The following is a 12,620-nucleotide window of genomic DNA, read 5'->3' on the forward strand; positions in this document are numbered from 1 at the left end:
TGCGTTGATCAAGAGTGTGCGCTTGCAGTCAGTCGCTCGTAGATTAGTATATAATACTAACCTAGACAGCCAGCCGATTTAACGACGTTCGGGCACTACCAGTCGATATGAGCGAGAATGCCACAATCGTCGCTCGGATAATCGAGCATAACACGGGCGGGCAGAACCGTGCGACAATCGATCGCGACCACATCGGTGTGGTTGCATCCCAGCATGGGCGCTTTGACGGCGATATTGATGATTCGATAGCCGAGGCCCTTGCTGAAGGATACATCGAAGAGCAGGACGGTGAGTACGTCGCGACAGAGAAAGTGTGGAATCTCGTTCCCGGTACTACTCGCTAACCCGTCGGTTAATCTGCCTGCGTTAAGTACTCTTTTGTTTTCTCATTAGCATAGTGTGCTAACGGGAACAGTTGCAACTTCTAAGATACTTAAATCAGTAAATACAGTAACTCACGAAAATCTTATCTAGATAGATGTAATACTATCTCCTAGAAACAACGTTCGCACTGAACTACTATTGATTCCCCTCCATGGCAACATCTCCACCTACTGACACGGATACCCGCAAATCGTATAGCAGACGTGCGTATCTCGCGACAGGAACAAGTGTAGGAGCGACAGCGCTGTCAGGCTGTCTCCTTCCAACTGGCGCGAGCGGTGGGAGTGTCCCGTCCACAGGGCCGACAAATAACAGCACAAACGCAACGAACGGTAATTTCGGATCGATCGACCCCAAGCCGTGGCGCGGCGAGTTCCAGAACGTTGTGAACATGGCGAAAGCAGGCGCGGATCCAACCGGCAACGAGGACGTTTCGCCCGCCATCCAGCGGGAGATTGGGAGTGATACGCTCCTCTACTTCCCGCCCGGGAGATACAAAATGAACAGCCAGGTTCGCCGCGTCGGGCTTCAGAACCTCGGTATTATCGGGCAGAACGCAACGCTCGTTCACGGGAAGGTGGATGCAATCAACGGCTTCGACGTTTCGGCAGGCGAGTTCCACGGTCCCGCCCAGCACTTCAAAATCGGGATTCCAGACAACCCGCATCGAGGGAAGTTCGTGTTCGGCGGGTTCACGCTCGACTGGCGCGGAGATAACCAAGGGATACAGGTATTGAATCACCATACGGCGGGGACATCGGAGATTCGTTCGCTTCGCCAAGTCGGCATGCATTCGCTTGGCTGTCAGGGACCACTTCGAGTACACCCAGCAACGGAGAAAGCCCGAGCCCGCGTAAGTAACGTTGACTTTCGCTTTGGTGGACTCACGTACCAGAAGACGATCAACACGCGAGATACATACGACGGTGGGCCGTATGCTGGTCGATCGTGGGCAACGTCGGGAATTACGATGCATCCGAAGGCACAGGGATACCTCCGTGTCGAGAACTCATTGTTCGGCGGGTGGCCGGACAACGGCATCTACGTGATTGGTGGGCATCCTGGAACGGGCGATGGGACGGTCGAGGTCGTGAATTGTATCGCGGCGAATAGCCAGGCATCGAATATCCGTATCGGCGGCGATAACTCACGAATCCACAACTGTGTCGTTGTGACCGATCGCTCGTTTGGCGGCGAATTCTATTACGAGCAACGCCCGATCCGAATCGACGACGGCACGTGTACGGTCTCGAATACGAAAATCGTTCAGACAAAGCCGACTGGATGGTCGCTCACAGCGTTGCACGGTGTTGAGAAAGCAGTGATCCAAAATGTGGAGGTGACGATCAAGGATACGCCGATGAAGGCACTTGTCGTCGACGAAGGTGTCGGCCAAGCGACGGTCAAAGACTTCGTGATCAAAACGCCAGGGTGGAATGCGACAAAGGCCCGAGTCATTCGGAACGGAGGTGCGACGCTCAAGAACGTGTTTCTCGACGGCGAAAAAATCGCGTGAGTTCTGTGCTTCAAACTCGGGTGAACTGATCAGCGTTCACAGGGAAGATGCTCCGCCCATAGAGTTTGATGAAATACGCCGCAAGGAACCACGAGAGGATTACCATCCAGCCAGTGGCAGTGCTAGAGTAGTGGAGGACATGACGGCCAAGCGCCCACGCACAGGCGAGGACGACGATCTGAATAATGCTGCCGACGAGAACGACTTTCAGTAAGCCGATGAGTATCGCGAAGTGCCGACGCATTGCTTCTCGGGCGCTTTCGTTTCGTGGCTTGATCGAGAGTGGCGGAATTTGCACGGCTTCATCCTCCATTCTCCTCGTCAGCAAGCGGATCGTCTACTAGCTCGTACAATGCTGTCTTCGCGTGAATGTTCTCAAGATAGCCGGCAGCGGCAAGGATTCCTAAGCGATTGTGGATGTGTTGGCGTGAGAAACCCGTTTCGTCGACAATGTACGATTGCGTAGCTCGTCCTTCTCGAAGGAGTTCGAGAATTTCTTTGTCGACATCTGTGAGCGAGACCATGCTACTGGGTTTGTATAGGAGCATGTAAAACAGCCCTATTCCGAACTACTAGTACTTTACGGACACACTAATTGGGTTCGTAATACAATCCAGACCACTGTGTCCGTAAAGTATATATCTAGAGATCTAGATCTCATAGTGAACACGATGATTGAACGAAAGTCGAAATCAGATGAAAAAACCAACTCAAACTGGTTCCAGTACTTCAAACACGACTCACCACAGGGTGATCGGTCTTGGAAATCCGTGCTTGCCGGGACGTGTGAGGTAATTTCCACGCGATCCGTTCGGAAGAGTATGGGAATCATCACTCTCTTGTCGGTGTTTTCGGTCCCGGTCGCAGCACAGGCGACTAACGAGGCGAGTGACGTAATGTGTTCATCGGGGCTCGGTCCTGTGATCACACTCGCATTCGGGATGATCACCCTCGGAATGATCCTCCTCTCGGCATTTCGCGGTGCGATCGCCGTGAACAAGATGGGAAGCGCTCGGTCGGACAAAAAGAAAGAGGGCCGTGAAGCGCTCAAGGGTGCGATTATCACGTTCCTTGGCGCGTGGTTCTTCCCGCTGTTCGCGGTCGTGATCGACAAAGCAGGCGTGAGCACGCTCTCGTGCGTGAATTTCGCGAACATCATGTGAGCCACATGGCTCATCCTTTTGACTATGATACAGAATCGTAACACCAGGTGGCTGTCGGTGCTTTGTCTCGTCGCGATAGTTGCACTACTCACTACTCCCGTCGGCGCTCAATCAGCCGCAATGAACAATTCGACCACCGAGCAGAACCACTGGATCGGTCTCCCGGGGATCGGGCAAACGTCGCCTCCGGACAACGCGACGACAACGACGAGCGGGAACAACTCGACAAGCGGCGGGAATAGTGGAAACGACGGCGGGGGCCTTGTCGACGACATCCTTGGCGGTGGTGGCGGTGGACTGGTCCCATCAATTAACCCGGTTGATATGGCGAAGGGCCAGCTCAAAGCGATCGCCGGAATCTTCCTCGGTATCGGGAAAGGCATCGCGAATACGGTTCGCGATAGCGTCGCAGCAGTTCCAGCGCCCGGGCAAGCCGACAAACCGAGTACGTGGGTCAATCCGCAAAATGGGCTCTGGCCTGGTGTGTATACAGCCGCACGATGGACGTCTGGCCTTGCTGCAGTGGCGCTCATGGCCGGGTTCGGTATGTCCTTCTACCGCTCGGATCCGTACGAAAAGCGCCAGGCCTGGAAGCGTGTCGGTATCGCGTTTCTCATGGTCGCGACAACCTGGATCATCCCCCCGCTCATCCTCCATCTCGCGAATGAAACAGCCATGTCGGTCGCTCCTGATGGCGCCGAGTTCATTCGGACAAACTCGAAGCTCGCGAAGCTGGGCGTCGGGATTGGCGTCGGTGCGCTCCTTGGGTTGATACAATCGGGGACGATCGCGGTCGGGATTCTCGTCCTCGGGCTTGAGCGCGCGCTTATTTACTTGAGCGTGTTCTTATGGCCGCTGGCCTGGGCGTGTCGGTGCTTCTCCGGGTTCCTGAAGAGCATCGGCGACACGTTCGTCTACCTTTTTGGCGTCGTGATCATCACGAAGCTCTTTCAGGCACTCGTCCTTCGGTTGCTTGCCGATCTCCCCTGGACGTCAGGGGTGCTCGGTATTCTGGAGACGTTTGTCCTCGTGGTTGGCGGGCTCGTCTTCGCCTTGGTCATTCTCCCGAAGGAGATGCTCGCACACGCGAACGACGCGGCGTCGGTCGCACTCGGTACTTCCGCGTCAAACCAGCGGAAGGCGGGCGAATACGTCGACAAAGCCGGCGAGCGCGTCGGCCACGCGGTTCACGAGAAGTACCAGGACTATCGCAGCGATGATTCGAGTTGGGAGCAGTCGGAGAACTCGACGTTTAGCGCTGGCTCGTCGGCGGATGATGAGACGGTGAACTACCACTCGGTGGACAACGCGCTGAATGCCGACGGCGGTATTGACGCCCAAGCTGCCCGCGAAGAACAGGAACGCGCCGATTACGAACTGAACCGTGGTCGCGACATCCTCCGGCGATACGAGTAGTCAACTATGACAGATGATACCACAACCGAACCGCTCGAACTGGCAGAAGACGACGGATACCACCGAATCACGCTTGGACAGACCGGAATCGGGAAGTCCCAGCTGATGGCCGCGAATGTGGCTCGATGGTATGCAGAACAGCACGACGACTAACTCCCGTTTCGGTTCACGCCACCATCCCGGTGCAAGGCTGGGAAACGGGCCTTACCCATGACAACCAACGAAGACGCGCCGAAAGACCCGACCCAACTCGTCCCGCCGTACGTCGATTCTAGTCTCGACTTTCACGGGTTCAACGTGAACGACATGCTCTACAGTGCCCCGGGCGCCGGTCTGATGGGCGTTAGTGGCCTCGCTGCCCTGTTTGGCGCCCCACTTGTTCCCTCTGCAGTGGGCGCCGGGATCGGCGCTCTGGGTGGCCTTGGCGCCTTTGGGCTCGCGATTTCTTCCGACGAGTACACCACGGGGCTGGACAGGATCAAAGCCCCACTCGCCCAGCTGAAGGCCAGCCGTCGTCTGCCCAAGACGGGCGACGAAGCGGCGACTGTCCACGGCGTAAAGCGAATCCACGCCGATGGCACCGCCGAAATGGACGACGGGCGGCTGGTCGCGATGGCCCGCATTTCGGGCCGCAACACGGCGATGCAGAAAGAGAGCGAGGCACGGGAAATGATTGGCCGAGTTCGGACCGAACTCGACCAACACGTGAGCGATTTCAGTTTCCGCCTGTTCAGCTCGGCACTTGAGATCGATTCGCGCGACGTCACGGACAAGTACCGATCGAAGCTCTATTCCTCGGAGTACGCCGGCGAGGAATGGAAACTGGCGCGCGAGCTGTTACGGAGCGTCATTCAGTGGACCGAGAACACCGATTTCCCACGCTTCGACGCTCGGGAATGGCAGCACTATCTCGTCGTCGAGGTCCGCCCGGACGAAGTTGCGGTGTCGGATATGACCGACGACGGCGAGATTCGTTCACTTCTGTTCGGCAGCGACAATGAGCAGTGGGAGGCGAAGCGGCGGCGGATGCAGCGGGAAGTGAAAACCCGTCTGTCTCGCCTCTGTCGGGCGTTCGGGAGTACCGATGGGTGTGAGACAACGCAAGTCGGGCCGGCCGAGCATGCGCTTCTCTTGGGCCGGTATTGGAGTGGTACGGAACACTCCTTCGACACCGAACGGGTGACGAAAGATATCGATGCCGCGGTGTGGCCGCATAGCGCCGAGGAGGGCGATAGCCCGCGCCCGGAAGCCGTGGATGCAACCGATACGCCACGGACAGGAGTAGCGGACGTCGCGACGGTCGAAGCGACAACCGATGGCGGCACTGTCTCGCAACCAGTCGCAACGAGTACCCATGCTGACAAGGACGCCGACGAAGACACATCGTTCCTCGCGCAGGTCCGCGAAGGGTTGCTCAATCCGCTCGCGAGCGGTAACGACGATGGTAACAGCCTATCCAATGACCGCGTTCAGGAACTGCTCGCGCCACAGACGTTCGACGCTCGCGACGGCTACGTGCGAACGGGCCAACAGTACTGTCGGACCTACTGGATTGCCGATTGGCCGGTCGAACCCCGAGAGAAGTTCCTGGAGCAGATCTACACCATGCGAGGCGTGGATGTGGACGTCTGTTTGGACGTGCGTGAACGGGACAAGCGCATGACCGAGTTGGAATTGAAGGATACAATCGGGGAGATTGACGCGAACATCGACGAGCGCAAAGACGTGAGCGACGTCTCGGCGATTCTCGTCGAGGACGACCTCGATCCCTACGTGAAGATGTATAAGCTGCTCCACCACACACAAGCCCAGCCGTGGGACTTGAGCGGCTACGTCACCGTACGAGCAGGAACGCGCCAAGCGCTCGACAAAGCCGAAGAACGAATCGAGGAAGGCCTGGCGAGCGAAGACGACCTCACGTTAGACATCGCGAAGCATCGGGCGCTCGAAGACGATTGCGACACGGTGCGAGACACGCTCGAAAGCGCACCCGCTCACCTGACGGTGCTGGCCCCGGAACAGCGCCAGGCCGAATTATTCGAATCCTGCTCGCCGAACGGCCGGGACAAATTCGCCGATGTCTCAACGCGCGAGCGCTATTCGCTCACCCTTTCGGGAACGATCGCGGCGGCCTTCCCACCGGTATCCGCCTACATCGACCAGGAGGACGGCGTCGAGCAGGGGCGAAACGTCCAGAACGGGAGTGAAATCATCAAGGATCAATTCTCGGTTGCGCCGGGCCATCGGTTGACGATCGGGAACTCCGGCAGCGGGAAATCCTACCACGTTGGCAAGCAAGCGACCCGCTGGTACCTTGCTGGCGAGGATCGCACGCTGATACTGTGCGATACAATGGGTGAGTTCGGGAGTCTCATCGAACTCATGAACGGCCAGCACATCACGGTCGACGGGTCGCAGACCATCAACCCGCTTCATATTGAGGAAACGCCGGAAGCGGCGCTGGCAGCATCAGGGAACCTGGATCCGTACGATATGAAATTCACCGAAGCGCGCAACTTCATCCTCGATATGATCGGGGACGAAGCCGGTGAGTTCGCCCCGCTCGTTTCCGATGCACTGAACGCCACCTACGAAGAGGCGGGTGTGCTGAAAGAGGACGTCACGACACACAAAGCCGAGAACAGCCCGACGATGGCCAATTTCCGGGAGACCGTCAACGACATGGGCGAGAATCCGGGCGAGTACGTCGACTCGGAGTTAGAGAAGGTACAGATCCAAGAGAACGCGGGCCCGCTCCTTCGCCGTCTTAGTGGCTTCAAACAGGGCGGCGAACACGACGCACTCGTCGGGGAATCCGAGGCGCACATCCGGCCGGGAGAAGTGTCGTATCTCGACCTCCAACAGATTCAGGGGCTCGGTGCAGCGGCGGACAAAGCGACCATGCTCCAGTTGATGCTGGGGCAGGTCTATCAGGCGGTGAAGCGAGCGCCGAGTAAGACGCTGTTCGTGATCGACGAAGCGCACTACCTCTTTCAATCGAAGGAAATCCTCGCCTGGCTTCAACAGTCGGCCCGTCACTGGCGGCACTTCAACGCCGGGCTGTGGTTTCTCTCGCACCGTCCGAGCGACTTTGCGAGCGCCGACGACAAGGACATGCAAGAGTCCAAGCGCGCTATTCTCGGTCAGGTTCCGACAACCGAGTTCTTCTACACGGACAAGCTGGAGGAAGACGACGCAAAGACGCGCTTTGGGATGAACGACGAGCAACTGAACTTCATTACCAGCCAGGCAAAACGCGGAGAAGACGGACTGGGGTATACTGACTATCTCGTTGATTATGCGGACGTCGAAGGGTGGATGCACGCACAGGAACGAGCCTCGCCCTTCGAGGACGTGATCTATAGCTACAAAGCGAGCGAGGACGGGCCGTTTCGGCCGTACATCGAGGACGAATGGGGTGAGATCTGATGGGGCTATTCAGCCGGTCGAACAGCACGTTCACCGCAACGAACCTCGGCGAGCAGTACTTCCAACCCGCCGAAGACACACCAGGAACACTCTTGCGAATCACGCCGCACAAGGATAACGACGGCATCCAAGGAGCCGCCCGTCTGTTGCAGTCAATTCACGACGTGCAGACGAGTGGGTTTCGCGGCAAGAATACGAGTGATCATCACGCGTTCGAACTCTGGTTTGATGAGGGTCGTGTAAAGTTCCTCATGCACGCCGCAACCGAGAAAGTCGCCACCAAGTACACGACACGCTTGGAAAATGCGTATGCAAACTCCGACGTGCATACCGTCGAGGACGGTGACGGGTTCCCCCCTATCGATACTGACGACTATGTGGCGGCTGCTGAACTCGATATTGAGCGTCATTACTTCTACCCGATTCGCCACCACGAGGGCGATGGGTTCACTCACGACCCCTACAGCGAAGTGACAAGCGAAATGCAAGGGCCAGAAGAGACGCGGGTGGTTGTCCAGGTCGTCTTTCGGCCTGAGCCCAAAGAATGGGCGATCGACGATGGGGGCGGGCTCCTCCGCAGCGGTGAGAGCGTCGATGATGTCGCTGAAGGGTTGCGCCAAAACACGGTGACGGGATGGCTCGATCCCCGCGAACGCGAGGCATCGAAAAAGGACAAGGACGCCGCGAAGATCATCGAACAGCAACGTGGGAAGTACGCGTTCAACACGAACCTCCGAATAATCGCCGTTTCACCCGACAAGTACGAGGCCGAAGCCCGCTGTGAAGGCGTGGCGGGGATGTTTACTCGCTATTACAACAGTAAGACCGAACAAGGCTTTGAGGCAACACCCGTTTCGAAGAGTCGCCTTCCAACGATTATCGAGTCATTCCACACTCGTGAATGGCATGACCGAGAGATGATTCTGACCATTGATGAGTTAGCAGGGGCAGCCCACATTCCCAACGAGGAGATCAACACGCCGAATATCGATTGGAAGAACACCCAGCGGGGCAGCAGTATTCCGCCGGATTCAGCACAGCAGCAGTAGCAAACACCCCATCATTACCAACCCAACCATGTCACTATTTAACTTCAGTTCAGACGACGAGCCAGCAGCAGACGAACCGGCCACAGACGACGTGAACGACGTGCCCGACGAAATGCAGTCACTCACAGGCGAACCCTACCAGATCGACCCGCAGGACCATATCCGAGAGGGTGGCACCTACGTGGCAACCAAGACCCCAAGCACGAGTCCAGACCGAGAGTACGATTTGGTGGCGAGTGAGCGGATTCGACGGGGGATTGAAGATGGCTACGAGAATCCACAGTCACCGATCTGGGCCGGATACAACGTCTCCGCCCAGCAGGGCTACACCGCAACGGGCTTCCCGTTCAGAGATATGTTCCAGCACCTCTGGGTGGTCGGGACGACCGGTGCGGGGAAAACGACCCTGTTGCTCAATCAGATGGTGCAACTCGCATATGCGGGCCATGGCTTCGTCTATTTCGACCCGAAAGCCGAGGATTCACGCGAGTTGTTGCGCATGCTTCCCGAACATCGCTTAGATGATGTTGTGTGGATTGAGCCAGGGAGCGACGAGTTCGACAAAACCGTCGCGATCAATTTCCTCGACGTGCCCAAGTGCGACACCGATGCCGAACGGGAGCGGGCGATTGAAGACCGCTTGGAGGTGCTGAAAGCGATTTTCGATAATGATGAGTACTGGGGGATTAACATGGAATCGATCACCGAATCAATGGGCCGGGCGATGCTCCGGCACAATGTGGAGGCTGATCATCCCCAGGACTACTATTCGATCATCGACTTCTACTTTGTGTTGCTCAATCAGCAGCGCCGCGAGCAGTTCGCCCAAGAAGTTGAAGACCCGTTTGTCGCCGAGTTCGTGAACGAGATCGCGGAGATGGAGGACGACGAGGTACGACCCCTACTGAAGCGCATCAAATCATGGGTCGAAAACGGCATCATCCGACGTATTGCCGCGTGTCGCTCATCGACGATCGACTTTGAGGAGATCATCAATGACAACAAAATCGTCATCGTTCGCACCCCCGTCACGAATGACGATATCAAGCAGATGATTTCACTCGGGACGATGCGTCCCATCTGGACGGCCGTCCAGAACAAATCCTTCGACGGGAAAGAGCGCGAACCGTTCTTTGCCATCTTCGACGAGTCGGACAAAGTGCTGAACGAGAATCTAGACGTCGAGGATATGCTAGCGCGGGCCCGGTCGATGAAACTGTCGGTGACGCTGGCGTGTCAGTATCCCACCCAACTCAAGAAAGCTGGAGTGCTGAAAGCGGTTGAAAACAACTGTAACAACCTCATGGCCTTCCGGGTAAACGACGATGACGACGCCCGGCCATTGATGAAGAAGTTTCGGGGCTACGACGTAGAAGACCTCATCGAGACGGAGAACTATCGCATTTGGACGCGTGTACCTCTGAATGGGGGTGGGTACAGTGACCCGCTCAAGCTGCATACGTTCCCACCCTACCCGCCACTCCGATCCGAAGACGACGTAGACGACGTGATTCGGGCCTCGCTCGATCAGTATGGACGCACCCCGCAGACGGACGAAGAGATACAGCAAAATCTCCAGTTCGGCAGCCTGGGTGAGGCACTTGAGACGACCGTTGAAGAGCACCAAGACAGCGAGCAAGCACCGGACGAACTGATGGACAAGGACGTGCTGGAAGCGCTCTTTGTGGCGGCGGTCGAGCGGACCGGCGACGGCATGGGTAGCGTCTCGGTACGAAAGATCGAAGTCGAGTGCAAGCGGCGGACGAACTACGACAACTATCCCGCGTTCACAAATCTCGTGGTTGAAAAGCTGGGTGGATTAGTCGAGACGCAGCGAGCAGACGGAAACGTCATGGCGTCGCTTACTGAGCAAGGCCATACAAAACTGTTCGAGCAGGACACCGGCAAGGGCGGCAGTGGTGGCGGTGAGGATCACCGCTGGGTCCTCGGCGAGTCGTTCAAAGCATTCACCCGATTGGGCTACCGGGTTTCGTTACCGAGCCAGGACGAAGGCGGTGAACTGCCGGACGGCGTTGCAAAGCTGCCGATTGACCCAACAGCAGAGCCAACCCTGCCGAAAATCGAAGAGAAACGTGAGGAACTCATCAACAGCTATGGCGACCTCTACGCGTTCTCAGGCGGGCAGAATCTGAGCATTGAGGCCGAGACAACTACGATCAAACGGCCCATGCAGACACTGACGAACCTGCGAAAAGCGGTTGAGGCCGATCAGAAGTGTGTGTTCACAACGAAGGACGCCACTGCGTCGAAGGATAGCTTCGTCTTCTGGGCACGCCGTGGCGAGCGAGCAATCTATCATACAACCGGCCACGCCCAGGCGACGGAAACCGACTATTCGACACTCACCTTTGCGAGCGATGGCACGCACGGGAGCCGCGTGTTCTTCAATAAGGGTGAGGCAATCGAACCGGAACCAAATCGCTACGCGCTCCGGCCAGCAGTCGAGGAGCTAAACAAAGAGAACGATACCGTACAGTGGCAAGAGGACGGCGAGGAGATCGTCTTCTCACATGCAAACACTGATGAAGAGTATGCCCGCTTCGAGAGCATGGACGCCCTGGCAGCGGTCGAGAAAGAGGCGTTCCCCGCCTATTATCACTACGACCCTGGCGACCGAACCTATACGATCTACCACGATGGCGAGCAGGAAACGTATGAAGACAAGGAGGGCTGGGCGAATAAGTGGAAGAAAGTGCCCGTGCCGTTCCTACCGGAGAAAGAGTTTGGTCGGCTTCCCACCGAGAAGGATTTTGAGTTCGTCATCTTCCCGGACGATGACAACGACACCTACGACGGACCACAGCGCTACGAGCAGGGCGAACTTCGACCCTTGTTTGAGGATGAGACGATCAGTAATCAGATAGCCCACGAGCCGGACACCGCCCCCGAGCATACCGAGTCAGTGCCACCGTCAAGCGATGAACCAACAGAGGAACTGCAGACACCGGAGACGGAGGAAAACACGGCAGAGACACAGACAGAAAACGAACAGAGTGATGAAGGTAGTAGTTATGATAGTTTCTTCTAATCCTGGTCGGACTACTGTTGACCATAGCTAGCGAGGTCAACATCGTTCTCAGTCTGAATGTAGTCCCGAATCACTTCCATTGCGTTCCACAATTCATCGACCTTGTGGTCAAGTTCTTTCAGATCAATATCATCCGGAACAGTCGCGTTCTCGTCGGGGTATGAGTTCGTTTCTGCCTCCTGATCGAGACGGGCCTGCACCTGTGATATTCCTGCCTCAACTTTTTCTATCCGGTCTGATATATCGGTGGGTGTTTCCTGGCGCTCGGCAATCTTCTCGGCAACGCTCTCTCCGGTCGGTGTGAGGGTCGTCACCTTGGCTGGAATCTGGTTATTCTCGATCTCAGGCTGCATCACCTCCACGAGATCATTCGGCACTAACTTCTCACGAAGCCGATATAGAATATGATCGTTGTTCTCTAATCCTGTGAAGCTCCGTATTTCAGATGTATCGGCGGTTCCATCCTGCTCGTAGAGCGCCCACAGAATCTCCTGAGATTTCCAGTCGAGCTGCTCGGTGAGCGGTCGATCATCGTCGGTAGTCTGGCTCATATATTTCTCTCTAATCTCTGTACACTTAAACAATAGGCCCTAAAATAAGGTACCAAAAGATAG

Annotated in this window: 11 protein-coding genes; 8 read left to right on the forward strand and 3 right to left on the reverse strand. The window is 56.7% G+C overall.

The genetic code is table 11. From position 1 onward, the window contains the following. The first annotated feature begins 107 nt into the window (after positions 1–107). Positions 108–344 carry a hypothetical protein gene (locus ACGYLY_RS20885; RefSeq protein WP_395284619.1) on the forward strand — a complete coding sequence of 79 codons (237 nt, stop codon included), beginning with the start codon at positions 108–110 and terminating at the stop codon, positions 342–344. A gap of 431 nt (positions 345–775) precedes the next feature. After that, positions 776–1,900, forward strand: coding sequence for a hypothetical protein (locus ACGYLY_RS20890; protein ID WP_395284618.1), 1,125 nt, complete (start codon positions 776–778; stop codon positions 1,898–1,900). Positions 1,901–1,910: 10 nt separating this feature from the next. Here ACGYLY_RS20890 and ACGYLY_RS20895 read toward each other — a convergent pair whose 3' ends face one another. Further along, positions 1,911–2,213 carry a hypothetical protein gene (locus tag ACGYLY_RS20895; protein ID WP_395284617.1) on the reverse strand — a complete coding sequence of 101 codons (303 nt, stop codon included), beginning with the start codon at positions 2,211–2,213 and terminating at the stop codon, positions 1,911–1,913. Beyond that, entirely contained in the window at positions 2,203–2,424 is a 222-nt protein-coding gene (locus ACGYLY_RS20900; protein WP_395284616.1) for a helix-turn-helix transcriptional regulator, read from the reverse strand. Before ACGYLY_RS20900 ends, ACGYLY_RS20895 begins: the two co-directional genes overlap by 11 nt. A 396-nt stretch (positions 2,425–2,820) precedes the next feature. Between ACGYLY_RS20900 and ACGYLY_RS20905 the strand changes: the two genes are divergently transcribed. The 6 genes from ACGYLY_RS20905 (at position 2,821) to ACGYLY_RS20930 (ending at position 12,006) form a co-directional block, all read left to right on the forward strand. Beyond that, a complete protein-coding gene (locus ACGYLY_RS20905; protein ID WP_395284615.1) occupies positions 2,821–3,063 on the forward strand; it encodes a hypothetical protein in 243 nt (80 codons plus the stop codon). Between the two features lie 120 nt (positions 3,064–3,183). Next, positions 3,184–4,479 (forward strand): hypothetical protein, encoded by a 1,296-nt coding sequence (locus ACGYLY_RS20910; protein ID WP_395284614.1) that lies wholly within the window; start codon positions 3,184–3,186, stop codon positions 4,477–4,479. A gap of 6 nt (positions 4,480–4,485) precedes the next feature. Then, the gene (locus tag ACGYLY_RS20915) at positions 4,486–4,632 is read left to right on the forward strand and encodes a hypothetical protein (RefSeq protein ID WP_395284613.1); all 147 of its coding nucleotides are present in this window, start codon (positions 4,486–4,488) and stop codon (positions 4,630–4,632) included. Positions 4,633–4,689: 57 nt separating this feature from the next. Further along, a complete protein-coding gene (locus ACGYLY_RS20920) occupies positions 4,690–7,908 on the forward strand; it encodes a VirB4 family type IV secretion system protein (RefSeq protein ID WP_395284612.1) in 3,219 nt (1,072 codons plus the stop codon). Next, entirely contained in the window at positions 7,908–8,957 is a 1,050-nt protein-coding gene (locus tag ACGYLY_RS20925; protein ID WP_395291273.1) for a hypothetical protein, read from the forward strand. The genes ACGYLY_RS20920 and ACGYLY_RS20925 overlap by 1 nt, the downstream gene beginning before the upstream one ends. A 100-nt stretch (positions 8,958–9,057) precedes the next feature. Continuing rightward, complete coding sequence (locus tag ACGYLY_RS20930) at positions 9,058–12,006, forward strand: type IV secretory system conjugative DNA transfer family protein (protein ID WP_395284610.1); 2,949 nt, start codon at positions 9,058–9,060, stop codon at positions 12,004–12,006. 11 nt (positions 12,007–12,017) lie between these two features. Here the strand turns inward: ACGYLY_RS20930 and ACGYLY_RS20935 are convergent, their stop codons facing one another. Further along, positions 12,018–12,557, reverse strand: a complete 540-nt coding sequence (locus ACGYLY_RS20935) for a hypothetical protein (RefSeq protein WP_395284609.1) — start codon at positions 12,555–12,557, stop codon at positions 12,018–12,020. Between the last annotated feature and the right edge of the window lie 63 nt (positions 12,558–12,620).

Origin of the sequence: Haladaptatus sp. CMAA 1909 (assembly GCF_043952005.1) — an archaeon.
GTDB lineage: Archaea > Halobacteriota > Halobacteria > Halobacteriales > Haladaptataceae > Haladaptatus.

Bases quoted from the DNA above. Each gene is read 5' to 3' on its own strand.
- ACGYLY_RS20885 (WP_395284619.1), top strand. From the start codon at position 108: ATGAGCGAGAATGCCACAATCGTCGCTCGGATAATCGAGCATAACACG.
- ACGYLY_RS20890 (WP_395284618.1), top strand. From the start codon at position 776: ATGGCGAAAGCAGGCGCGGATCCAACCGGCAACGAGGACGTTTCGCCC.
- ACGYLY_RS20895 (WP_395284617.1), bottom strand. From the start codon at position 2,213: ATGGAGGATGAAGCCGTGCAAATTCCGCCACTCTCGATCAAGCCACGA.
- ACGYLY_RS20900 (WP_395284616.1), bottom strand. From the start codon at position 2,424: ATGGTCTCGCTCACAGATGTCGACAAAGAAATTCTCGAACTCCTTCGA.
- ACGYLY_RS20910 (WP_395284614.1), top strand. From the start codon at position 3,184: ATGAACAATTCGACCACCGAGCAGAACCACTGGATCGGTCTCCCGGGG.
- ACGYLY_RS20915 (WP_395284613.1), top strand. From the start codon at position 4,486: ATGACAGATGATACCACAACCGAACCGCTCGAACTGGCAGAAGACGAC.
- ACGYLY_RS20920 (WP_395284612.1), top strand. From the start codon at position 4,690: ATGACAACCAACGAAGACGCGCCGAAAGACCCGACCCAACTCGTCCCG.
- ACGYLY_RS20925 (WP_395291273.1), top strand. From the start codon at position 7,908: ATGGGGCTATTCAGCCGGTCGAACAGCACGTTCACCGCAACGAACCTC.
- ACGYLY_RS20935 (WP_395284609.1), bottom strand. From the start codon at position 12,557: ATGAGCCAGACTACCGACGATGATCGACCGCTCACCGAGCAGCTCGAC.